This is a genomic window from Vagococcus allomyrinae (assembly GCF_017829975.1).
Taxonomy (GTDB): domain Bacteria; phylum Bacillota; class Bacilli; order Lactobacillales; family Vagococcaceae; genus Vagococcus_D; species Vagococcus_D allomyrinae.
The window spans coordinates 220,321-244,399 of the sequence record NZ_JAEEGA010000002.1 but is presented as its reverse complement, the minus strand read 5'-3'; the positions used below and the strand labels follow the sequence as shown (position 1 = coordinate 244,399).

Below are 24,079 nucleotides of genomic sequence, written 5' to 3'. Positions count from 1 at the left end.
CAAATTATTATTAGGAGGTTAACCATGTTAACTGTACAAGATATTACCTTCACTGATGACATGATTTTGAATGGTGGGAAATTCATTTTAGTGAAGTTAGTTCCTACGTATCAAGTAGATGATAATGAGACTGAACAACGGGTCGGTACCACTGCCACTGTGGCTTTAACAGGTCACCAACTAGAAAAGATTGACGTCTTGATTGACGAACAGCTCTCTTGCGCCTCCTTTAATGAATTGGAGTTACCAGAAGTTTACTTTATTGCGTTTAAAGGAGGCTTCTCCTTTGAAGAAGGAGAGCACGTCTTTCATGCCACTGCGGATCACCTACAGGTGATTACTTAGAACTAACAATGGTCCCCAAGGTGATTAATCTCTTGGGGGCATAATAAGAATGAGGAGAAAAGAGGAATAGAAATGGCGATCGTTGGATATACCACTCTAGTAGACGATGAGGCGGAAGTCAGTCGACTAACTCAAGCAGGCTGTCATGAGGTGAAGATTCTCCAAGATGACGAAGATAATTTTGATGTCTTTGAAGCCTTTGTTATGGCTCATCAGAAGGATGAGATCATCGTAGTCAGTTTGGAAAGTATTGGCTTACAAGTAACACAGCTTGCCACGGTATTAGGTTTCATTCAAGAGGAAGGTGTTCATGTTCACGTTATTGACAAACCGATGATGTCAGATGAAGCCTATCTCTCTTTATTGTTGGAAGTGGCACAGGGAGAGATTCGAATTATCAGTCGACGAACCCTTAAAGGGCTACGATTAGCTCATGCTAGAGGATCGGTGAGTGGTCGACCGAGTATTACCCCAGAAGTGGTCGATCGGATTCAACAGTTGCACCAAACCGAAAAACGAACACTAAGAGAAATAGCGGAGATATGCAATGTGTCGTTAGGCACTGTTCATAAATACATTAAATTAATGACAGGGAGTTAACAGATGGAAGTAGCGACTCAAGACGAAAGGATAACGAGGCGAGGGAGGATGAAAAAACAAACGATTACGTATGAGGAGTATGACCGTTTAAAGCAATGGGTGAATGAATTGCCTTGGGTTTGGCAAGAGTACCAACGGAAAGCCCCTGATGGTTGGTATGAGTTTAAGTATCAAGGCATCCTCCGTCAGTTTATCAGTGAAGAGGGTGGGGATCAGCTCTTTTCACAAGCACGCCGCCTTCGGTGGGGCAAACGAGTACGCCTACCTAAGTCGGTTTATCAGGACATGAAAGAGCTGGCAGACATATGTCTGGAGCTACAGGATGTTTTGGCTTACCCTCCATTTGGTTCTTTTTCATTGACGGATACTGAGAAACCACGTAAGGAGGGGACGCTATGAGAATAGGATACGGTCAACTCACTCAGCGTCAAGGAACAGATAGAACAGAACGAGACAGGTTGTTAGACGCTTCTTGCGACGATGTTTTTATCGAGCCTTACCAACACCGCAAGAAAGACTGGCAATCGAAAAAGGAACTCTTGTCCTTGTTGGATTATTCTCATCCTGGGGACACGGTGGTGGTGTTAGGCCTCAATCATGTCAGTCCCCATTATCAGGTGTGGTTGGAGCTGGTGGCAGAGTTGAAACGGTTAAGGTTGGAACTAGAAGTCTTGGACTACCCTCAGTTGCACCTTTCCGATTGGCGTCAGTTATTTCAGTGGATGCATCAACAAGAGAGTCAATCGAATGGCATACGCGTCACGAAGTTTACTAAAGAACGAAGCGCTGAAAAAAAACAATACAGCCCTCTGTCTCGTGATCCTTATTTCAGACGGGCGTATTGGGACTTGTTTCGCCAAGTCATGGCCAAACGTTCCCTGCGGCAGATCACTAAAGACAGTCAAGTGCCTTTGTCAACGGTGGTCCGCATCCGTAAGGAATACGTCAAGCTCAAACAGACCCTATTGTTAATCGGGACCTTCCTGTTGACGGTCATTAGTTTGAAACTGGCTCAAAGCTACTCTGCCAACGTCTTTTTACAGGTGTTGATTTGTGGGGTAATGACGGTGTTGATTATTTATTTCACGTATTCTGATACCTTATCAGACTAATAGATAGAAAGGAGCGGTAAGAATGGCAATTTATGGTTATGTACGAAAAGGATTCCCAATGAACGAATCGACTCAATTGGCTCATATCTTGACCTACAACTGTGATGAATTGTTTATTGAGGGAGCGCTGATTCAGGAGGAGACCGAATGGTCTCTCTTGGTAGACAAATTAGTAGAAGAAGACACGTTAGTCGTCATGAGTCTTAAAGCGTTTGGTAAAAATCTTGCCCAATTATCTGAAGTGGTGGCTCAGCTGAGGGAATTACGGATTCGCTTAATCAGCATTGAGGATCAGTTGGATACTCATGTAGACACGTCTTTTTATGAGACCCTTGGGCTAGTCGCCACAACGGTTTCGGAGTGCAAAAGTGTTCGCATTCGCCAACAAATTCGATTGGCACGAGAGATTGGGAAAAATATTGGTCGACCGACCTTGGATGAGGAGACGATCAAACAAATTGGCAGCTTGTATCACGATCAAAAGTGGTCCATGAGACGCATTGCCACAGAATGTGACGTCTCATTGGGGAGTGTTTACAAATACATTCATCAGTTTGATCCAGAAACCGTGTCTGTGTAAGGGGGAAGAAACATGGCCATCTATGGATATGTTCGGCGTCGGCAACCACTACCAACCAATGATCAATTGAAAATTGTCTCAGATTATCACTGTGAGGAGCTGTTTATTGAATCGGCAAACCTGAAGAAGCACGATGCGTTTGATCAGCTTCTGACCAAATTACAGCCGAAAGACAGGGTGATTATTGCCAGTCTTCAGGTGTTTGGGAACGATGCCGTGAGTACCTCAAGAGCACTCGCGCAATTGCGACAGAAAGAAGTACAAGTAATCAGTTGGAGCACACAATTACACTTGAATTATTACAAACGAACAGCCGGATTGCTTTAAGGGTAAGGGATGATAGCCAAAAGGGGAAAGCATAATCAGGAGGGAACACATGACAACAATGACATGGAAACTAATGGGAATTAGCCACTATTACCCCAAAGAGGAGACAGGGGCTCGTTTGACTGCCCTGGACCGTGTGACCTTTTCACAACCTTATGGCAAGATCGTGGGAATTATTGGAGGGAAAGGGGCAGGCAAAACCACCTTAGCTAAACTCTTATTAAACGAGCTGACACCAAGTGAAGGGCTGGTGTTAGGGCAGACGGAGCACCCTGGTCAATTTGAATTACCTCCCCGTAAAGCCAATGAGCGAACGGGAGAGGCCTATGTGAAACAGCAGCTAGTGCAATGGGGAATCGCTAAGAAAAAACTCCCAGAGTTGTTGGCAACGATTCAGTTGTTTTCTGAACTGGGGGATCGTTTTCAACAAAAACTGTCTCACTATAGTCAAGAAGAGAAGGCCCAGTTAGCCATCAGTCTCTTGTTGCATGTGGCCCCTTCAGTGATCTATTTGAATGAACCCTTATTGACTGTGAAAGAAGATTTCCACATCAAGGTTTTCTTGCGCCTGGAGCTGTTGAAAAACTTGGGCTCTAGTATTTGGATTGAAACGGACACCATTAAGCGAATTGATCGGTACTGTGACCAAGTGGTATGGTTGGAATTTGGCCAATTACAGAAACATGGAGATATCACCGAGGTCTTAATGTCATATTATGATTATTACTTTCAGATTCAGCGTTTGTCGATGCCTCAGCAACACCAATTTTGGCAAGAGGGGTATGAGACACAGGTAGAAGACATGGACGAGTCAGACGAGCTTGTCCAAGGAGAGGAATCAGTAATAAGTGAGATAGAACCGGCAACCTTATTGGTAAAGGAAGAGATACCAGAGGTGTCTGGCTCAGCCGACAGACCTGAGGAATCCGAAACTGTAAGTCGCCGACATCGTCAGGCAAGGCCCCTAACTTCTTCCTCCCCTTATTGGTTATTGGGAGTAGGAGGCGCGATCCTTGGGAGTCTTCTAATTTTAACGGTTATCTGGGGAGCGCTAAATGCAAAGGCTAGAACCCCTTTGCCACTCACAGGAGCTGCTTCAAGTGTTCAGCCGAAAGAGAGTCAGACGGTCTCATTTTCTTCGGCGGCACCGATGATGATCAGCCAGCCAGCTCATGAGGCGTCGGTGAGTGCTATTCCGCTCCCAGACGTGGCCAAGTCTGATCTAACCCATGTGGTGACGAGTGGAGAGACCCTCGAGCAGATCGCATCCGTTTATGGTGTGTCAGTGTCGGACTTACAAGCCGTGAATCAATCAACCGATCCCACTATTTACGCAGGTGAAACACTGGCATTGCCTCAGGGGGCACAGAAGCTAGTGAGCTCATCAGAGAGTGTGTCTGATGTCGCCCTCCCTAGTACCTCGGAAGTACCAGAAAATCAGCACATTGTCACCCAAGGTGACACCTTATACAGTATTGCCAGACGATACGGGGTGGACGTGATGGCGATTCAACAAGCCAATGCCCTTCAAACAGAGCAATTAACCATCGGGCAAACCTTAAGACTACCCTAAATAAAGGAAGACAAGAAATGAGAAATGAGAAGAATCAAAGCACAACGTTAGACATTGCCGAACAACTAGAAAACTTAAGATGTGAGGCAAGAGAGGCGATTGAGAAAGAAACGGATGCCACTTTAAAGCGAGTTAAACGATTATTGAGTCAAGATGCCCCTTCGTCTCCTTATAAGGAGGCCAAATGAATTCAGAAGAGATTGAGGTGAATGACTGGTATGTATGCCGCTCGGAATTATTTGAGTACGAATTTATTGGGCAGGCTAGCCAGAAGCTAGTAAACGCCTGTATAGTAGAAATCACCCATTGTGAACAAATAGATCAAGCGCAATCAGAAGAATATTTAAACCGAGTCGTGGTCAGTTACCGTCATATGAGTAATTAAAAGGAGGGGGATCAGTGAAAGAAGAGGTATTAGCAGAGATCACCCCTTTATTGTTGAGTGAGTTTCAAAAAGTGCGCCAGTTGAGCCAGCAAATACTCTTAGAAACAGCCAGTTCAGAAGAGATTCAGCAAATGCACCAACAATTTCTCGACAGTCTTACTCTTAGTGCTCTCCTAGAAGAAGCACTCCAAAGGTCTCGACCGGTGACGGATTTAATAGGCCTTTATTTATTGGCAGCCAAAGCAGAAGCAGATAGAATTAAAGAAAAGGCGGCGCGTGATTACCCAAGTGTTGAGGAAGAAGAGAACGAACTTCTGACAGTTGTCATTCCGGCAAGCAATCTTCCGGACCGACAGCTTAACTCTCGCCTGACCCAACTGACAGAGGCGTTAGACGTCCAGTACGCAGAGGCGATTGACTTAATTAATCGTGGTATGGATGCCAAAAAACATCGAAAAGAAACAGGAAAGGACTGAATAAAATGGAAGATGATCATCTTACCACAAGGGATATTTTATCAATCTTTAAAAATGATTTAAGGGAATCAGAACGCCTTCAAAATGAAGGCAAGAATGAGCAAGCCTACCAAGTGTTAGCTCAAGGAGCTACTTTCTTATTGACCAACTTGACTATCGATATGACAGAAAAAATGTGAGAAACCCTATCACATTTTTTTGTCAATTTACTTTATTTATCGTCTCAACTAAAAAGAGCTGTCAAGTCATATTGAAAGATGATCTAATGATAGCTACTGCATACCTCCTAATGAGAACAACCGGCTGCAAGATGGCTGAGGATTAGGTTTAAGTGGCCTATCAATTTTGTGGATTAAGCAAAATGAACTATATCAGAGGGGAACTGTATACTACAGGCGACATTTGATCAGTACAGGCCATCTCACTATCTTTTTGTTTAGTTCCCTAGCTGTTTAATTTATAGTGTATATAATGTTAGCGTTCTCTTATGTTGCGTAAAATGGTCTCAATCTTAATGAGATCTTCTGTCAAAAGATGACCAGAAAGAAAATAAATAAAATCGGCTTTAATTTCTTTCATAGGAACTAGCGACGTCGTCAAAACCAAATCAGCATGTTGTTGACTTAATTCTGTGCACTTTTTTACAATTTTTAATTTGAAGTAATGATGAAAACAATCATAAAAAATTTGAATTAAGTGGTTTTCAAGTATTTCAGGATAGTCAGTCTCAACATAAACTACAATAGTTTTTTCAAAAGAGCTGATATCGAGCAGCAAAGAGCAAAATAATGCATATCTTGGAATCAAAAAATCTCTATTTTCAAAAAGAGGATAATGGGTCTCCGCGGTTAATTTCTCTAGTAGATCAACTAATTTATTAGCGAGCACAGGAAATTGATTTGAGACTCCATAACTAGTTGAAAAGCCGCTCATTCCTATTGAAAAATGAGGGAAAATAAAACTAAAAAGATGGTTAGCGAAAATATAGGTATAGTGTTTTTCCTGATCTTCTTTGGATAATGTGACGATGTATTCTGAAAAGTAATGAAAAAAGAGTTCCGTTGCTTTAAATACATCACTGTTCGTGGTTTCATGAAAGCTAAGAACAGCTTTTTTGAATAACGAAAGAGACAAAACTTTTTCTTGGGTTTGCGTCAGCAAAAAAAAGAAGAGAATTTCTTTTTCAGGCAATTGAAATAGATTAAGCCAGGGCCTAGCCTCAGCTAAATAGTCCTGAGAAAAATATAGTTTTAGTTGATCATCTGTCCAGTTTAATTCAAAGCCTCTACGATAACGAGTGAGATTAATGGCTAATACGTACCATATTTGATGATTGTTAGTATCATTACGTTTATTGGAAACTTGATCTAATAAGTAGTTCGAAATTGCCGCTATTTTTTGTTCATTTATGACGGTGAAGGGCCATTTACAACCTTTATAGAGTTTCCAAAAAAAATTGTATGCGAATACTCTTATTTGATGTTCTTCACCTTGAAGGAAGAAAAAACCGTGATGACTTGATAAAGTTAATTCATATTCTATTAATGCCGCTTTTAGCGGGAGCAACCGTCGTTTAAACGTAGATTCGCTTACAAAATAGTGATTGACTGAATCGGTCAGAGAGACGGTTTCTCCAAGGAGTAATTTTCGAAGAACAGAAATCGCGATGCTGTTTTCGCAAATAGTCAATCGAAACAAATAGAAGGAGCGATAGTCTGTCCAGTTAAGAGTTATTTGATTATTTGTTCTAATAAGTGTCACCCCATCATAGTCGCCAGATGTCCAGTCTTTCCATAATAAATCCAGATATCTTTGTACCGTCTCTCGCCCCCAATTATTAAAATCAGCCAGTGTTTGAATGGAGACAGAGCCTTCAGCCTCTTTTATTTGTTCTAAAAGTGTTAGCTTCTTTTGAGTAATAGGATCTATCATTTTCCACAGCTCTAATTTGCGTTCCATCGTTTTTCCCTCCTAATACCTTAAGTATAGGGATAAGTGACAGAGAAATAAAGAAAAAAATGAAGATGGTTGTCTAAGGTCAAAAACAGATAAAAGAAAGCTTATTTTTGAATCGAGTGAAGGCGATAAGCTTGTTAAAATAAAAGAAGAAGTTAGAATGATGACTGTCGGTAAAGAGATCAGGATTTCTAAGAATAACAATCAGTTTATTCATGTCGCAAGCTATCTTCAGTTAAAAAACAGGACGAAAATATAACAAGGGAATGATTCATTATTACTCGCTACGGCTATTTACGCAAACAATTTCCAATGACCACAACAGAACAACTCAAACTTTTATTGCCTTATGATTGTGAAGCTATTTACATAGATAATCATGATTTATCTTGTGATAAAGAACTCTTTGTATTGTTAGAGACACTCAAATCAGGAGATATGTTGATCGCAATCTCCTTAAGCTCTTTTGGCAAACAATATAAATCCATGGCAAAGCTGTTAGAACAACTGGAAGAAAAAAAAGTGTCTCTCATCACTGTTTTAGAGAAAATTGACTCTAGAAAGCTTCCGTATTTTTATTCGATCTCGAAGTCAATATTAGATACGAGCCTCTGTTGTCATAAAGAAAAAACTCGCCAGTCTTTGACGCGTTTAAAAGACGAGGGGGCATTACTAGGACGTCCCAAAATTGATGAAGATACCATCAGAAAAATGCAGTTTTTATCTAATCAAAAATACACCTTAAGAGAAATAGCAGAAATGTGTCAGGTATCCCTTGGCAGTGTTCATAAGTATACAACACATTTTTTTAAAGGTTGAACAGAAATCGATAAATGAATATGCATATAAGTATATTTAAAGAGGTTTTCTTTAATTGATTATCCCTTAAAAATGATTTACGCTTAAAAAATGAACGGAAATGTAGGATCGGTATTAAAAGCTCTTCACTCGTTTATCATGTCGAGCTTTTGAGTGCCTGTTAGCTGTTCAATTATAGATACTTATAAAAAAGCGTGCGATATGTATATTAAAAGCAAAAGGAGACTATTAATTGATTTATTTTTGGGTGTTTATCTACTTTATTATGATGATTGTTTTAGCCTTGTTACTATCTGCTAGTGGGGGTGAAAAGGATGTTCTTAGTGAGAGGAGAACAGATGATTCAAAAATAACTTTCAAGCGGACCTTGTGGCATCGTGTAACACTATGCTCTTGTGTATTTTCTTTATTGGGGGTGCTGATCTATCATTATTACTCGCTTCAAACTATTTTATTTTGGACCATCCCCTTTGTGGTGATAGCTTTTTGTTGGAATTTATTCTTAACCCTATCATCTTATTTTAATCCAGTCTATGTCTTACCAGAAGGTCGAAGTGTTAAAGAGCTTAAGACAGCAGTGGTGATTCCTGTTTATAACGAAGATAAAGTTATTTTTGAAAAGGTACTGGCCAGTTTATCAGCCCAAACAGTTTTACCAGACTATGTTTACATCGTTGAGGATGGATCTTTAGAAGAAAATAAGTGCGAAGTTCTCTTTAAAAAATGGAGAGGAGCTTTTAAGAATGAGGCATTCTATTTTTATAAAAAAAATGAAGGTAAACGCGAAGCTCAAGCAATTGCTTTTCATGAATTAAGAACGAAAGTTGATATTTTCATCACGATAGACAGTGACACTATTTTAAATGAGGATGCAGTGGAACAAGGCCTATTGCCATTCTTTGATGAGAGGATCATGTCTGTTGGCGGAGCCTTATTAGACTATAATCATCAGGATAATTTGTTAACAAGAGCTGTAGGGATTTCGTTTGTCTCAGCTTTTTCAAATGGTCGCTCGGCCTATTCTCGATGGAAGGCCGTTGGAGTGAATCACGGCTGTTTAGCCTTCTATCGTGCTAGCGTGATAGAAGGTTACATTGATCATTATTTATCTCAAATCGTCTTTTCTCAAAAAGCTAAATTCGGAGATGATCGGATGCTAACGCAATATGCCTCGATAATGGGAGCGACTGTTTATCAAGAAACCTCCATTGGCTATACGCTAAATCCAGTCAAATTAAGTCACTTATTAAGACAACGAAGTCGCTGGTGGCGTAGTTTTTGGTGGGGAGGGGTATGGTTTTTAAAGTATCAAAGTCCTAAAAAAGCTTCTTGGTGGATTCAGTTAAGTCACTATATCTCATTTGGCGCTTATACACCGATTTTTATGGCAATTTATTTCTATTACCCCATAATCAATTGGCGTTTACCGCTGGCTGTCATTGCCTACATGATTTTTTTAGGCTACGTACGGAATCTCCGAACGTTGACTTTTGAACGACATGATATGACAAAAGGCTATCAGATCGTATCATATTTGTTGTTTTCACCTTTATCCACCTTACTGAATCTGTTGATATGTAGTTTGTTACAAATTTATGGACTGTTTACTGTTTGGAAAGTAGCCGATTGGGGAACAAGAAAAGAAGTGGAAGTTGGTATTGAAAAAGGTGATTGATGTTTAGATGTGCTGCCTGTGGTGATGAAAAAGCATCACAGAAGCAACGAGCATTGGTCATCGAACTGATTTTGGGAAAGGGTTATCCAATTTAGAAAAGAAGGTAGAAGCTGATGAAAAAAGTGTTGAATCAAAAATGGGTCAATGTAGTGGCGGTAGTATGTTTGTTACTCCCCATTTTCTTAAGTGTTTTAACGGTGTATGCACAAGAGGAGCCTCTCACATCAACTCAAGAAATTGAACAAACATCTGGGCCCCAGCCTGAAGGTACGAGTCAGACCGAGGGTAAGACAACTGAATCATTTAACAGTGATGATAACGGATATCCGTCATTGTCAACCAGTCAAACTACGAGTGAAATGGTTTCTTCTGAAACAATTCCTGTTGAAACAAGTAGTTCTAATGAAGTCACGACAAATCTTTCAATGTACTGGTTGAAAAATCAAGAGAAGTTTGAATCTCTTTCAGAGGAAGTTACCGAAGGAGATTGGCAAGGTACTTTAGTGGTTGAAGGAGTATTAGCTGATTCAGCTGCCAGTGTTATCTATGAGTTAAACATGGGGACAACCTTTTCAGGTGTGATCAAAAGCGATGATGATCTGATTGATGTGACTGATAAAGGTGAGGGGATATGGCAGGTGACGCAGTTATTTGAAGAGGAGAGTTCAAATAAAATTTCTGCCAGTTTAGTGGTGACAATTCCTGCAAAAGAACAAGTGGGTCTAGCAAAAGGCGAAAAATTTCAACTCAAAATCGATAATAATCACAGTGAGTCAGTCGCGGTGTCGTTATTCTTTAAGGCTCCTACAACTAAAAAAGAAGTAATACCAACGCCGTTACCTCGGCCATTATCGAATGTGGCTAATCTCTCTTTATCTGAAGTGTATTCCAACAGCAATCCACTTTCAGGTGAATACTTTGATATGACAGTCCGGGTCAATAGTGGAAGTGTTGGAGAATCTGAAGAAGCCATTAAGGGGTTGGAAGTAGCTGTGACACTTCCAGATGTTGTCGACATCATCTCACTACCATCCAGTAATAAATTTAATGTCACCACTAAACAAGAAGGAAAAGAGCTAAAGGTTGTCGTTCAAGTGCTGACAGATGTGGTACCTGGTCGAATGCTCTCCTTACCATTTGGTCTCAGCTTTAAGAAAGGGGTTAGTTTGCCTACTACTATCTTAGCTGGGAATATCACAGCTACCGCTCGTAATGCCAAATCTGCAGAAAAGCAGCTGGATGGGATTCATGCTAAAAATGTCGAGCCAGGCTCTAAATTATCTTTAAGATCAGATGAAGAAGCAGAACCAACGGAAGCCCACAGTTCTTTCTTAAAGATTACACCGGAGTCAGAAGTTGGAGGACTCAACATGACTGACGGAGAATTGACTATTGATTTTCCTGGAGCAATCGACTTGTTTAGTGTGGTTTATAAAGGACGTAACTATCCGGTTAAGTGTCTTCCAGATGCCTATACGGTGACCATTCCAGTCGGTGACTTAATCGTGACGAAAGGATCAACTGAAGTAGAAATGACCTATGAGTACCCATTCTCTACAACAGGCCAGCCAATTGACTATCACATTGAGGGCACTCTTAAGGGCAATCGCTTAGATGGAACAAAAGTTAATGAAACAGCGACCCTTACAGAAACGGTGCCACCAATAGAGGATATGGGAAATTACCCAGGGACTCGTTTTTTTACTAAAACGGCTCCTAAAAAAGTGTTGAGAAGTAATGGACAGTCTCTGAATTACACGCTCACATTTACACCAAGACTTGATATGCGAGATGTCTATTTAGTTGATGATCCAATTCGTGGATCCAGCGAAGTTGATTTTTTTGCCGGTTATCGATATACAAGTGTATCGTGGTCGGCTCAGCAAAGTAAAAATCCACAAATAACAGGCCTTGTGGCCACAGAAATTTTGTATCAGACAAATCTGACAAATAGTTGGCGTTCTATGGGAGGGGCCACAGTTTCAGGGATGATTGATGTGTCGCATTTAGAGTTATCGGAGAACGAATATCCGACCAATTTAAAGTATCAATTTTCTTTTGAAGGAAAGACAGAAATACCTCGAAATGCCGGCATGGTGTCAATTACAGCTTTTGGGAAAACTACCGAAGAAGTTCAAAATCCAGCGCTATCTCTAAGTGATGGTCTTACAAACACACTGCACATATATGGTGATCGCAAGTTTTCTGAACAGGCAGAAGGGGATTATGTCCCATTTATTGAAGGTGGATACGAAGAAAACAAGGATGATGGGACAAACACGCGGACAGCCACAACTCAATTTACCGGTTCAGGTGCTTATCCAGGTTATAATGGGTGGGAAAATCCATTTTCTCCTCAAACCAATGATATTGATAGTCCCTTTACCTACACAATAGGCGTAAACAATGTGGCAGGATCTGGCCCTCTCAAAGAGCCCGTACTTTATATCACAGTACCAAAATCTATTGAGATTGAGTCCGTCGCGTTAATGAACCCTCAAAATGACCCTGATGCACAAATTGAGATCCGTCAATTGGATCAAGAGTTACAATTAGTCGTCATTCGTTACAATAGTGATTGGCCAAATTATGAGTGGTGGAACTATAATCATGGAGTTAAAATTGTTGCAAAGGGGACTGACTCTGTCAAAGGTGAGGAGTACTTTAATAATTACCTAGTGTCGGCCGATTCAGAACAAAAGTATGAAAATGGTGTAGGGAATGATTATGTTCCAGGTGTAGGCTGGGTGACAGGGGCGATGTCTAAGTGGCGGGCAGTAAAATTTAATCGTTCAGTAGGACTAGATAGTCAGAAAGAAATTTCCTTAGATGGAACAACTTATTCTCGATTTGCCACTATTGATAACACCGCGACAGGTACAGATGTTTCTTTTCGTTTGACGGTTCCTAACAATGGGGAGGTTAAGCTCAATGAGCTTCATGTCCTTGATCAGCTACCTAATGCGAACGACACAATGGCCATTTCAGGTGAAGGACGTCATTCAACTATTCATGGTACGGTGACCAGTCTAACATTGGCAGATGGTTCTCCTTTAGGAAATAATTATCAGCTTTTTTATGCCACAAATGCAACGGCTGAAAGTAATTTAGCAGAGCTAAAGAGCTTGAGCAATGATCAAGCTGATTGGCAGGCTTGGGGTGGACAAACGGCTCTGGGTGATGATATCGTGGCCATAAAACTGATTAAAACAGATGGGTTAAATCCTAAGGAGACTGTCAGTTTCGATCTTAAGTATCACTTGCCAGAAGTATCAAGCCAAGTCGATACGGTTTGGAATAGCTTTGCAGTAGGTGGCAGTTATACGGATGGAGCCACGGAAGCCCATCTGGAAGTTGGTGAACCAATCAAATCAGGAGCCTATATTTCACAGGAAAAAGCTGATAAAAAACTAGCAGGCACGATTTGGCACGATCAAAATGGCAATGGCCTTCGAGAAAGTACCGAAGAGCGATTTTCAAATGTGGCTGTTAGTTTATACGACTGGCATAATGATATAATTGCCACCACCAAAACAGATAGTCAAGGCCATTATGAGTTTAATCAATTATTTAGTCAAAATTATCGAGTGACAGTTAAGCGTCCATCTACCTCATTCTTTTTGACCAATTACCACTCTGGAAGTGACCGACAAATTGACAATGATTTTTTCGATACAGCCGATGAAGCAATAGGTGAGGCGGAAGTTGATTTGGCTTCAGAAGAAGCGCCATTATTTATTGACGCTGGCTATGTAGAATCAGCGGCTATTGACGGCTATATCTGGCAAGATGATAATCACGATGGCAAGCAAACAACTGGCGAATTACCAGTAGCGAATAACTCTGTTACTTTATATAAGGTGTCGGATAAAGGCGAATTGAATTATGTCATGTCGACACAAACTCAAAGCAATGGGAGGTATTATTTTAATGACAACAAGATTCGACCAGGAAAATTTGTACTAAAAGCCACTATTCCATCGGGGTATCTTGTAACGGTTCTAGGTGATCTACAGGCAGAGGACACCTCTAAATTTGATGAAAAGGGTGAAACGGCTCCTTTTGTTGTAACGGGCGGACGAAATTCGCATTGGGATATGGGATTAATTCAAGATATTCCCAGCTATTTTTCAATAAAAGGTAAAAAAATCTGGAAAGACAACCAGGATGAAAATAAAAAAAGACCGACTCAAATATCTGTTCAGTTGTATAGAGATGGCACTCCTTATCGAGAACCTTTGGTAGTTTTGACAAATCAAACAGATCAATGGCCAATTGTCTTCGAAAACCTAATTAAATATCGCCCTCAAACAAATGAACAATATGATTACACTATTCAAGAAATAGGTACGCCTTCAGATTATGAAGTAACCGTTGATAATCAGCGATATCAAATTACTAATTCTTATATTGGTGATGTACCACCAACGACTGATACGAGCAGTACGAGCAGTACGAGCAGTACGAGCAGTACGAGCAGTACGAGCAGTACGAGCAGTACGAGCAGTACGAGCAGTACGAGCAGTACGAGCAGTACCAGTAGTACGAGCAGTACGAGCAGTACCAGTAGTACGAGCAGTACGAGCAGTACCAGTAGTACGAGCAGTACGAGCAGTACCAGTAGTACGAGCAGTACCAGTAGTACCAATAGTACGAATGACACAGGGATTAGCAAGAAAACCTCTCCATCAAGTAAAAAGAAATTACCTAGAACTAGTGAAAAGCTTCAAAGAAGTTTGAATGTCTATGTGGGGGTTCTACTTATCTTTTTGGGTATGTTAATTCTGTCTAGATCAATAAAGAAGAAGGAAAATTAAGGAGATAGAGGAATCAATCTATCTCAAGATGTAACTAATGCCGTTACGGTAAAAAAGAACTACTCATCAACATTTGGTGAGTAGCTTTTTGTATTCAATCGTCATACCTTTTTTAGCTGGTAATGATCGGGTGGCAGATGCGGATTATTTTAAGTACTATGCAAGATAATTTAATTGAGAAACCAGTATTTCTTGTTAGTTAAAAATTAGAGGAGGAGACTGTGTCTGGATGGTTGCCTTTAATCAACCATATTATAGTAGAAACAGCCAGAATAAGTTTAATTATCTTAGTAGAGTCAAAATGACTTGATCTAGATAAAAGTAAAACTAGGATTAAGTTATATGTTAATTATTATTTGTTAAGAGTTTAAATTGATGATTTAGTGAAGAATAGCCGATATTGAGAAATAATTATCTGAATAAATAGAATATAGAGATATTTAAATATCTAGTTAAAATTTGGATAGTAAAACGAAATAGTGAATCAGCAAAAGCTGATTGATAATTTAAAATTCAAGAGACATGAATGAAATTGAAATGTTTATATCTTAAACGTTAATAACTGGATAAATAGCAGCAAGTAGTCAAATTTATGCCCTTACTTCTTGTGTCATAGTGACGTACAATGGGTGTATATAAAGAGAGGAGACTGAACTCATGTCAATTACTGAAGAAAAAGCAAGAGTCTCTTTTAGAACGGACCAAAAGCTAAAAGATGATGCAATAAAAGTACTTTCAGACATGCAACTAGATTTAACAACAGCGTTCAATTTATTTTTAGATCAAGTGGTAAAGCAAAATAAATTACCATTCGAAGTGACCAATGAAACTGCTGAAGACAAAGAACTGAGAGAAATAAAAAAGCGAGTCACGCAAGGTGTTTTGGATGCTGAATTGAGTAAGGGGATGATTGCTGATGAGTATTTAAGACAACTTAAAAGTAAGAAAGCAGCATTGTAAAATGAGTAAATACCAAGTTTTTATTACAAATCAAGCTCAAAAAGATTTATCAGATATTTCTTTCTATATTACTGAAATCTTAAAGAGCCCTCTGGCGGCGATGGGCTTAGAAATAGAGCTATGCTATCATTAGGAAATAAGCCTCACAGAGTTCTTGGATCTAACGAAAGCATTTTATCGGGGATTATCTAATTCTTTTTTTATAGATGAAGAGCAGAGTGTGGTAAATATTGTAACAGTGTATAATCGGTTAATGGAGAACTAATTATCAACAACTTCGTCGTTAGTGGTGAAGTTGTTTTTTGTATGAGATAAAAGCAATTAAGAATGTGGTGTTCTAGGAACTAAATTCTTGATCTTAACCTTTTATTTCATCAGTTTTATTGGTATTTTCTGTGGTATCTCTGTTTCATATAACGTATAATAAAAACTATAAAAATTGGGAGAATGGCTTAAGTCAGCTGAGAAATGCCGTCAGGACCCACAAACGATGACCGAAGCACTCCAAATGTTGACGCAAGAACAAGAAATTAGTTGTCGTAATTGGGATAGGATAGAAATTGTCGAATAAATGGACCGAGATAGTACTGTACAAATCAGCAGCTAGCAGCAGAAAAAGGAGTTATTTGTCTTTTTTAGCGAAATCAAGGAGGTGAACACATGAGTAAAGTAGCATCTAACCTAGGCACAGCAACAAGTGCTATTTCTGGTATTAGTGGCGTCTCAGTTAACCAAGGACAACAAGTGTCTTTAGGTCAAAGTAATATTGATAGTATGACAAAAGGGACCGAGATTAATAATCAATTACTGTCGAATTTGTCGGAACTAGTGGCTTGTGTTCAGGTACAAAGTCAGAAATTCCCTAAAATAGCGGAGATCATGGCAATTGAAGACAATAAGATGAAGTTTTAGGGAGAAGGTTATGGGAAATAAAAATGAGCAAGAACGTTCAAGAAACAATCGTTTAATTTCTGAAAAAGAAAGAAATATAGACGAATTAAGTGACGACCGCAGAAAGCTGGAAGATAGTTTGCTTTTTTTGAATGATCATCTTCAGCGTGGCTATCGTAGCTTAACTAGTATAAATGAGGAAGACCTTCGAGATGGTGACCATGAAACGTTGCGACTTCAGCGAATGAATGAAGAACAAGAGCAGTTATTTCATCGTCACCTGCAAGAAACTGAAGAAGAGGTATTGGAAAGTTATCGGAGTCAGCGAAAAGTATTGGATGGTGAAATCGAAAAGTTGCATAAAAAAAGGAGTGAGATTCCTTGGGATTGATTTATGTTAGTGGCGAATCAAACAGTTTAATTAGTGCCCTAAAAGCCAATATAAATAGTGGAAAAGCAACATCAGAACAGTTAAAATCCGGAAGTCAGCAAATTATCTCGGCAGTAGATGGACAAGCATTGGCAGGGGCAGCATATACGGCGGCTAAAGGACTATTTAGCGAGTTGATCATTCCGACAGTTGGTAGAGTAACATCGGCGATTGAAGATCTGGAGACCGAATTGCAGTTATATATTAGCGCACATGATATGGTTTCAGGTGAAGGCAAACTGGATGAGGATAAATTAAATCAACAAATAAACACAAAAAAGGCCATGAAACTGGCGGTTGATAGAGCGATCGAGGTGACAAAGTCACTCGCTAAAAGTAATTCCGCTGTTAATGTGTTAGACTCATTATTGAATGTTCAATTTAGACTAGGGAGTATGTCTAATGAGTATGCAGAAAATATTAAGGAACTAGAAGAAAAGCTAGAGAAGTTGCACCAATTCTCTTCTTCAACAAGTGGGCTATTTAATGAGAGTTTAACTGCTATGAAAATTGCGATGCAAAGTGTGATAGTATTAAATAAGACTCTAGTCAAAAGTGACGGAAGTTATGTCTTACCAGTGGGAATCGATCGGAGTTGGTTTACAGAAACTAGAGAGGTCTCCAACACTGAGTTTGAAAAATTGAAAAAGAAAATAGCAGACGATGATTTACCAGCAACTAAGGCAGAAATATTAAGGGATTATTATTGGTCAACCAACAGCAATCAATACGTCAGTAGGAAAACAGGCAAGCCCTCAGTGGAAGTGACCGCCTTGTATAACAAACTTGTTATGGCGGAGCATCAACCGCAAAAAAATCCGGAACTTGAATTTTATAATGAAATGTTGAGAACAGGGAAACACCCAATCACGGGTGAGGATATATCTGATGCGGAGAGAGTGAACGCTAAGATAATGATGTATGGATTAGCGTTACAACCGTTTGTAGGCGCGTGGGCAATATCGCAAGTACCTAAGTCTTATGAAACAGGTGCTGAGAGGAAAGTTAGTGGGGCGAAACCTCCTAAAACAGATTTTGGGGCAGAAAACCCTGTAACTGGACAAGATTGGAATAATTATTTTAAAGAGAAATATGGTGCTGGAAATGTTCAATGGAAACCTAATTCTTTTGATGATATTATCTCTAGTCCGAGAAGACTATATGGAAGTACTAAAAATGAAATAAAATTAATATTAGGTGAAGGTTGGACAGAGGCAACATACGGGTCATCTGGTAATGGTTGGAAATTTACTAATGAAGGAGATGGGATGGTATTTTTCCATCCTGGAGACGGAATACATGGGGGCTCCTATTATGGATTTTCAACAGGTGATACTGGTAAAGTGAAAATTGTTGGGGAAGGTTATATAGACTTCTCAAATGATAAAGCAACAATTATAGAATGGGATGGTGAATAATAGTTGAAAAAACTAACTTTAGGTGGAAAGTTTGACTGGTTCATAGATACTTTAGAGAAAAGTGGGACGTTTATTTTGGAATTATCTGATGAAGAAATAGAAACATTCATTTTTGAAGATTTTATCGTCGGTGTTACTTCTTTTTTCAGTAAAAATAATTTAATTGAATTGAAAGAGAATGGACTAATTGATGAAGATATTGAAAAAGCCGCTTGTCTTATTAGAAAAAAAGTGTTAGATATAGATAATACAAGTTTATGGAGTATTGATAGCGTGAGACAAAGTTCTGAGTGGCTAGATATACTTAGTTTATCTGATGAGTTGAAGAATAGGCTTCATGAAAGATGGTCTAATGAAGAAATAGAATATTTGAAAACAATATAAAAAGACACTTTATCACAAGACTGGTGATCAAACAATAAAGCTTTAACTAATTCAGTTACCAAGGGTTGAACAAAATGACTATATTCATTGTATAGAATGTTGATACTAAAAAAGAAGCGATTTATCTTTATAGCTTCCTTTTTATGTATTTGACAATATTTATTTTCTGACTCGAGAAAATTATTGAGCTACAGATGCGGTCTGGGAAGATATTATAGGGACACAACCTCCAAGAGAAGGAACCACAAATCTTAAATCGTTTGAATCAAATCTTAACGGTGGGAAAATCAAATGGAGCCAAGCATCTGATGGAATAGTCAACTCGAAAGCTATCTCATGGATAAAAATTACTGAACAACAATTATTAAGGAGTTTTCAAGGCAGGCTAACTTTGCAGAAATAAAATTTGATACTAAAATAATGGTAAATAATTGAGACAAATTATGCTGGTTTAGCAGAAGTCACAGATTTAGGTAAAACTAAATTATATCAAATTAAGGGAAGTCAAAATGGTGTTATGGGGCGTTTTGATTGAATAATTCAGGACGGAAAAGTTACGCACAGAATGTTTGTTAGAAATCCAGAATTGAATGGAGTGCCTATAAAATAATGAAATATATAGATGGGTTTAAAAAGAATAATATTCCTTTTTCGTGGAATGAGCTTAAAATCGGTAGATTTGGTTATTCAGACAACGAATTTTATCTACAAGGTATACTTGATGATGAATTTGTAATGAAATATACCTTAGATTATCTGTCTAAAAATGAAAATGAAGTAAATTCGTATGTATGGGAGCTTGGAAGTCTATTTTCACCATATGATGAAAATGAAATATATAAGCTTCTAGATTTGATTGAGGATTCTAATGAAAAAAATTTGATGTCTTATCATAGATGGAGATGGATTTTAGTTAATAATCTATTGAAGAAAATCGTAGATAAAGACTATGTAAATGCTTTGTTAGAAATTAGCGAATTCTGGCTTGATTTGAAGTCTCCATTTGATATGCCTCATCAATATCAAGGTGTGGAAAATCAATTAACTCCACAAGAATTTTACACTGAGGAACACTTATCTAAAGTTATTTCTAACCATAAAAAATGGTTGGAAGATGAAAAAGAGAAATTAAATTAATAGTTATCAAAATAAAAAAGGCACTTTACAATTGATGTGGAGAGATTACCGCATTTCATGTTGAAAGTGGTAAAATTTTTTGGAAAAAGATGAATGACGGAAAGAGCATCTCAGTTATTAATCCAATTGAATAGAGATTAAATAATGAATAATACAGTTAAAGTAAGAAAAAATGATCCTCTTGTTGAAGAAGAGGTAGAGCTTTTAGTTAAAAAGAAAAAAATTGTTGCTTTTAATGTATCACCTCAGGAATTAGAGATCGGAAAAGAGTACGAGGGGGAAATAGATATATTCATTAATGATTTTTTAGAAATTGAAAAACAGGAAAATGAACAAGTAAAAAGAATTAGACATCTCCACAAGTTTAACTACAAGTTGTGGGGACAACTGTTAGAAGATAATGTTTTAGATGTGGGTTTTTTCATTACAAGTGACTTGTTCGAAGATTATGGATATTTAGTAGGACAATATATTTCTTTAGAAGTGGACAGACTTCAATTATATTGCGAATAAGACAATATAGTTGTAATCGTGATGATTAAGAGTTGAAAAGGTTTAAAAGAGCAAATTAAACTGTTAAGGCAGACGGTGGGCATGTTATGCTAAAAACGCTCGAGGAACCAGGCAAGCTAGTTCATGATTTTCTCGATTACTGAAAAAAGGTATGTCAATGAATAGCCTCACTAATCAAGTTTCCCATAGTTAGCAAAAACTAGCTGAATATATTATTGAAAAAGGAACGATTTAGTTTTGTCGTTTCTTTTTGTAGTGCTATAGTTAATCTCCCACCTTGAGAAAGTTAAGGGGGGGCTAAACCTCCTAAAATAGATTTTGGGGCAGAAAATCCAGTAACTGGGCAAGATTGGAGTAATTATTTAAAAGAGAAATATGGTGCTGGAAATGTTCAATGGAAGTCTAATTCTTTTGATGATATAATAGCTAATCCGCAAAGGTTATATGGCTACACGCCTAATGAAATTAAATTAATGTTAGGAGATAGTTGGTCAGTTAAATCTTATGGTTCAAATGGCTTGGGTTGGGAATTTTATAGTTCTGAAGGAAGATTTTTTATCATATAGGTGGAGGTATACCTGAAAGGTCATATTGCGGATATGCAAAAGCTCCTATAGGAAGAGTCAAAATAGTCGATGATAGGTATATATGCACACCAGATGACAAAGCAACTATCGTACCAAGAGACAAATGAGGTGAGATAAATGAAGAAATTGACAACAGAACAGTCTTTTGACTACTACCTTTCTTCTCTAAATAGGTTAGGTATGAATACAATTAATTTAGAAGATAAAGAAATTAAATATGAAATATTTGAAGAGTTAGCGATTAATTATCCAGCTTCTTTGAGTTCGTATACACGAGAAGTATTAGAAGATAATGACATAATTGATAGAAATATTTCTCTTCTAAGTAAACAGTTACAAACAAAGCTTTTAGAACTCGAAAGAGGAGAAGCTTTATGGAATGTAAAAGCAGTAAAAACGACATTAGAGTGGCAGGAAGTTTTACAATTATCTGATGAAATAAAGGAATTGATACATCAAAAATGGACAGACGAGGAGATAAATTTTTTATTAGGTAAATAATCCCCTTAACAATGAACGATCTTTTAATTACAATATTAAGTACTATTCAGCACTCTTTAAAAATTAGACAAAGAGGCACGTTACTATTTGATTGGCTCGATTAGTAAGATTTATAGTGTAGATAATAGTAGTGGTTACTTTAAACTGATTTTATTTTCTTTGAAGGGGAGGGAAGTCATTGATGTAAGTGCTAATACAAATGGTTGGTATGTTAGTCTAAATATATTTAAGGAACAAGCCAAGGTGCTAGCCATTTCGTGAGTTCCTCAGGCATTGACAACGGGTATGCCAACAAATAAAGTCAATAGTGATGTTAGGAGAGTCTAGCAGTCTATTGGCTTTATTTGTAGTGCGTAATGAACGAAAAGAGTCGTCGTTCTCATGTACTTTTGCATTTTTTAGAAATTGTTTTATGATAATTATGTTCACATCGTCCCTTTTGCCATCCGTCATAATTTAGTACCACTCAGTATTCTTGAAATATGATTCACATTAGTAAAGGCTTGACTAGAATGATGAGAACCCAAGAAGTAAGATGTAGAAGAAATGAAACGATACCCAATTCGAAAAATAAAGAGAATATCCATGGTCATATTTGATCTTTATGGAGCTTAGCACTGTGATGTCCCTGATAATGAATACGTATATCCTAATCAATCTGTCTTAAAAAATAAGTTCAACATCAAAGATTCTGAGAAATTAACTGAGGGATAGTATCAATTAATGAAAAGGGTTTTATTACTGAATTCTTGACGATTATCTAGTATAATAGATGTAATCTAGAGTCTAAAAAAAGGATGTGTAGCTAATGTCATTAGATATCGATAAAACAAAACAAACAATTATGGGAGTGAAATTCGACTCTCAAAAGGATTTTAAAGGTGTTTGGTATGCATTAAGCACAAATATGATTGAAGGATGGGAACCTAAGAAGCAAGATGTGGAAGAAATGAAACAATACATAATTAAAAAAAATAAAGAGAATACTCATGGTTAGATCTGAACTTTATGGAGCTTATCACTATGATGATCCTGATAATGAATATACTTATTCTAATTCATCAGTCTTAAGAAATAAGTTCAATATCAAGGATTCTGAGAAACTAACTGAGCGAGAGTACCAATTAGTGAAAATGAAATCATTGGATCTTTTTGTTTCACCCATTAAGGTATTTTCGATGTAAGATGTACCACCGATGATTGTAAAACTCAGTAAAAACGCGATAAATCAACAAAAATTCAGGAGAATAAGCCACCGTTTTTACTGCCAGTTTCCCAAAATTCTACCAAAAGCGACGAAAATGTTGCTTTTTTGGTGTTTTCTACCAGAGAATTCTACCAGAGATTTTTGGATGGAAAGCTTGATGTATGTAGGGGTGAGCACATACATTTTTTTAAGAGAAAAATCCTCATTTAAAAAGTATTATTTAAAATTACTTTTTTTAGCTAAGAAGGGGAGATAGAAACATCTACTGGAAAAAGACTGATTGTAACCTAGAGTTTATTCTATGATTAATTAGAATTATTTAATTCAAGTTTATAGATAAAATGTATAGATTGACTTTATGTTCTATGGAGAATACAATTAAAATAAGGCTTATTATAAGTACGAAGCGTGGGAGGTGTTTTTATGGCTACTGCAGCCCAAATAAAAAGTTTAATAAAAGCTCATCTAGATGGAAATGATGAAAAATTTAAAACGGTTGTATTACAAATAGCTGCATATGAAGCAAAGAAAAACCATGTGAATCTTGCTCAAGACCTAAAAAAGTTAATTGATAAACCACGTATTTCTAGAGCTAGTATTATACCAATAACTCAAAGTAATCCCATGTTACAAATGTCCTTGCCAAATCAAAAGCTACATGACTTAATTGTTTCTGATGAAATTCATGAAAGAATCCTGAGAATTCTATCTGAGTATAAAAATAGTAATAAGTTAAAGCAATTCGGAATGGACAATCGTAGAAAAATATTAATTGAGGGTCCTCCTGGAACAGGTAAGACATTCACTGCTTCCGTTATTGCATCTGAATTAAATCTTCCGTTATACTCTGTTCAAATTGATAAATTAGTTACAAAGTTCATGGGTGAAACGAGTACTAAATTACGCCAGATATTTGAATCGGTTGAGAATAATATTGGAGTTTATTTCTTTGACGAATTTGATGCAATTGGATCGGATAGAAGCCTTGATAATGAAGTTGGCGAAATGAGGAGAATATTGAACTCTTTTTTACAATTTATTGAACAAGATTCTTCTGACAGCATTATTATTGCTGCAACAAATAATCATCATTTATTAGACCAAGCCTTATTTAGAAGATTTGATGATGTGCTACATTATAAAACTCCTTCTGAAAGTGAAATAAGGAAAATATATGAGTATAAATTATCTGTTTTTCAAAAAGGATTTAAACCATCAGATGAATTGATAACTAAGTCTCTTTCATTAAGTCAAGCAGAATTAATCCGTGTTTGTGAAGATGCTATTAAAAGTTCCATTTTAAACGATAATATAATCACTCAATCTGATTTACTCAATTTAATTAAAGAACGCATGATTATCTATTCTGACAAGGAGGCGTAATTT

General features: G+C 37.7%; 26 protein-coding genes. 25 read left to right on the top strand and 1 reads right to left on the bottom strand.

Annotated features, from left to right (window positions below):
- Nucleotides 1–24 precede the first annotated feature (24 nt).
- The 11 genes from I6N95_RS03815 to I6N95_RS03765 all read left to right on the top strand — a co-directional run bounded on the left by I6N95_RS03815 (nucleotide 25) and on the right by I6N95_RS03765 (nucleotide 5,577).
- Nucleotides 25–345 (top strand): hypothetical protein, encoded by a 321-nt coding sequence (locus I6N95_RS03815; protein ID WP_209525026.1) that lies wholly within the window; start codon nucleotides 25–27, stop codon nucleotides 343–345.
- 72 nt (nucleotides 346–417) lie between these two features.
- The gene (locus tag I6N95_RS03810; protein WP_209525025.1) at nucleotides 418–945 is read left to right on the top strand and encodes a recombinase family protein; all 528 of its coding nucleotides are present in this window, start codon (nucleotides 418–420) and stop codon (nucleotides 943–945) included.
- A gap of 48 nt (nucleotides 946–993) precedes the next feature.
- On the top strand, nucleotides 994–1,344 hold the full coding sequence (locus tag I6N95_RS03805) for a hypothetical protein (RefSeq protein WP_209525024.1): 351 nt from the start codon (nucleotides 994–996) through the stop codon (nucleotides 1,342–1,344).
- Complete coding sequence (locus tag I6N95_RS03800) at nucleotides 1,341–2,057, top strand: hypothetical protein (protein ID WP_209525023.1); 717 nt, start codon at nucleotides 1,341–1,343, stop codon at nucleotides 2,055–2,057. Before I6N95_RS03805 ends, I6N95_RS03800 begins: the two co-directional genes overlap by 4 nt.
- A 22-nt stretch (nucleotides 2,058–2,079) precedes the next feature.
- Nucleotides 2,080–2,637, top strand: a complete 558-nt coding sequence (locus tag I6N95_RS03795) for a recombinase family protein (RefSeq protein WP_209525022.1) — start codon at nucleotides 2,080–2,082, stop codon at nucleotides 2,635–2,637.
- 12 nt (nucleotides 2,638–2,649) lie between these two features.
- Entirely contained in the window at nucleotides 2,650–2,964 is a 315-nt protein-coding gene (locus tag I6N95_RS03790) for a recombinase family protein (protein ID WP_209525021.1), read from the top strand.
- Between the two features lie 49 nt (nucleotides 2,965–3,013).
- Complete coding sequence (locus I6N95_RS03785) at nucleotides 3,014–4,537, top strand: LysM peptidoglycan-binding domain-containing protein (protein WP_209525020.1); 1,524 nt, start codon at nucleotides 3,014–3,016, stop codon at nucleotides 4,535–4,537.
- Nucleotides 4,538–4,554: 17 nt separating this feature from the next.
- Complete coding sequence (locus I6N95_RS03780; RefSeq protein WP_209525019.1) at nucleotides 4,555–4,725, top strand: hypothetical protein; 171 nt, start codon at nucleotides 4,555–4,557, stop codon at nucleotides 4,723–4,725.
- Nucleotides 4,722–4,922 carry a hypothetical protein gene (locus I6N95_RS03775; RefSeq protein WP_209525018.1) on the top strand — a complete coding sequence of 67 codons (201 nt, stop codon included), beginning with the start codon at nucleotides 4,722–4,724 and terminating at the stop codon, nucleotides 4,920–4,922. Before I6N95_RS03780 ends, I6N95_RS03775 begins: the two co-directional genes overlap by 4 nt.
- Before the next feature lie 14 nt (nucleotides 4,923–4,936).
- Nucleotides 4,937–5,398, top strand: coding sequence for a P-loop NTPase family protein (locus I6N95_RS03770; protein ID WP_209525017.1), 462 nt, complete (start codon nucleotides 4,937–4,939; stop codon nucleotides 5,396–5,398).
- A 5-nt stretch (nucleotides 5,399–5,403) separates the two neighbouring features.
- Nucleotides 5,404–5,577, top strand: a complete 174-nt coding sequence (locus tag I6N95_RS03765; RefSeq protein WP_209525016.1) for a hypothetical protein — start codon at nucleotides 5,404–5,406, stop codon at nucleotides 5,575–5,577.
- Between the two features lie 295 nt (nucleotides 5,578–5,872).
- Here I6N95_RS03765 and I6N95_RS03760 read toward each other — a convergent pair whose 3' ends face one another.
- On the bottom strand, nucleotides 5,873–7,357 hold the full coding sequence (locus I6N95_RS03760; RefSeq protein ID WP_209525015.1) for an AcpB/EbpR/MafR family transcriptional regulator: 1,485 nt from the start codon (nucleotides 7,355–7,357) through the stop codon (nucleotides 5,873–5,875).
- Between the two features lie 309 nt (nucleotides 7,358–7,666).
- Between I6N95_RS03760 and I6N95_RS03755 the strand changes: the two genes are divergently transcribed.
- The 14 genes from I6N95_RS03755 to I6N95_RS03690 all read left to right on the top strand — a co-directional run bounded on the left by I6N95_RS03755 (nucleotide 7,667) and on the right by I6N95_RS03690 (nucleotide 24,076).
- Nucleotides 7,667–8,173 (top strand): recombinase family protein, encoded by a 507-nt coding sequence (locus I6N95_RS03755; RefSeq protein WP_209525014.1) that lies wholly within the window; start codon nucleotides 7,667–7,669, stop codon nucleotides 8,171–8,173.
- Between the two features lie 232 nt (nucleotides 8,174–8,405).
- Nucleotides 8,406–9,848: a glycosyltransferase gene (locus I6N95_RS03750; RefSeq protein WP_209525013.1), complete on the top strand. Its 1,443-nt coding sequence runs from the start codon at nucleotides 8,406–8,408 to the stop codon at nucleotides 9,846–9,848.
- 113 nt (nucleotides 9,849–9,961) lie between these two features.
- Complete coding sequence (locus I6N95_RS03745; RefSeq protein ID WP_209525012.1) at nucleotides 9,962–14,665, top strand: SdrD B-like domain-containing protein; 4,704 nt, start codon at nucleotides 9,962–9,964, stop codon at nucleotides 14,663–14,665.
- Between the two features lie 657 nt (nucleotides 14,666–15,322).
- On the top strand, nucleotides 15,323–15,625 hold the full coding sequence (locus tag I6N95_RS03740) for a type II toxin-antitoxin system RelB/DinJ family antitoxin (protein ID WP_209525011.1): 303 nt from the start codon (nucleotides 15,323–15,325) through the stop codon (nucleotides 15,623–15,625).
- Between the two features lie 660 nt (nucleotides 15,626–16,285).
- A complete protein-coding gene (locus I6N95_RS03735) occupies nucleotides 16,286–16,537 on the top strand; it encodes a hypothetical protein (protein ID WP_209525010.1) in 252 nt (83 codons plus the stop codon).
- A 10-nt stretch (nucleotides 16,538–16,547) separates the two neighbouring features.
- Nucleotides 16,548–16,907, top strand: a complete 360-nt coding sequence (locus I6N95_RS03730) for a hypothetical protein (protein WP_209525009.1) — start codon at nucleotides 16,548–16,550, stop codon at nucleotides 16,905–16,907.
- Nucleotides 16,898–18,364 (top strand): T7SS effector LXG polymorphic toxin, encoded by a 1,467-nt coding sequence (locus I6N95_RS03725; RefSeq protein WP_209525008.1) that lies wholly within the window; start codon nucleotides 16,898–16,900, stop codon nucleotides 18,362–18,364. The genes I6N95_RS03730 and I6N95_RS03725 overlap by 10 nt, the downstream gene beginning before the upstream one ends.
- A 3-nt stretch (nucleotides 18,365–18,367) precedes the next feature.
- Nucleotides 18,368–18,748: a hypothetical protein gene (locus I6N95_RS03720; RefSeq protein WP_209525007.1), complete on the top strand. Its 381-nt coding sequence runs from the start codon at nucleotides 18,368–18,370 to the stop codon at nucleotides 18,746–18,748.
- Nucleotides 18,749–19,357: 609 nt separating this feature from the next.
- A complete protein-coding gene (locus I6N95_RS03715) occupies nucleotides 19,358–19,885 on the top strand; it encodes a DUF2247 family protein (RefSeq protein ID WP_209525006.1) in 528 nt (175 codons plus the stop codon).
- Nucleotides 19,886–20,029: 144 nt separating this feature from the next.
- The gene (locus I6N95_RS03710; RefSeq protein ID WP_209525005.1) at nucleotides 20,030–20,398 is read left to right on the top strand and encodes a hypothetical protein; all 369 of its coding nucleotides are present in this window, start codon (nucleotides 20,030–20,032) and stop codon (nucleotides 20,396–20,398) included.
- A 704-nt stretch (nucleotides 20,399–21,102) separates the two neighbouring features.
- A complete protein-coding gene (locus tag I6N95_RS03705) occupies nucleotides 21,103–21,486 on the top strand; it encodes a hypothetical protein (protein WP_209525004.1) in 384 nt (127 codons plus the stop codon).
- An 808-nt stretch (nucleotides 21,487–22,294) separates the two neighbouring features.
- Nucleotides 22,295–22,483 (top strand): hypothetical protein, encoded by a 189-nt coding sequence (locus I6N95_RS03700; RefSeq protein WP_209525003.1) that lies wholly within the window; start codon nucleotides 22,295–22,297, stop codon nucleotides 22,481–22,483.
- Nucleotides 22,476–22,670, top strand: coding sequence for a hypothetical protein (locus I6N95_RS03695; protein ID WP_209525002.1), 195 nt, complete (start codon nucleotides 22,476–22,478; stop codon nucleotides 22,668–22,670). Before I6N95_RS03700 ends, I6N95_RS03695 begins: the two co-directional genes overlap by 8 nt.
- 446 nt (nucleotides 22,671–23,116) lie before the next feature.
- Nucleotides 23,117–24,076: an AAA family ATPase gene (locus I6N95_RS03690; RefSeq protein WP_209525001.1), complete on the top strand. Its 960-nt coding sequence runs from the start codon at nucleotides 23,117–23,119 to the stop codon at nucleotides 24,074–24,076.
- Nucleotides 24,077–24,079: the final 3 nt, after the last annotated feature.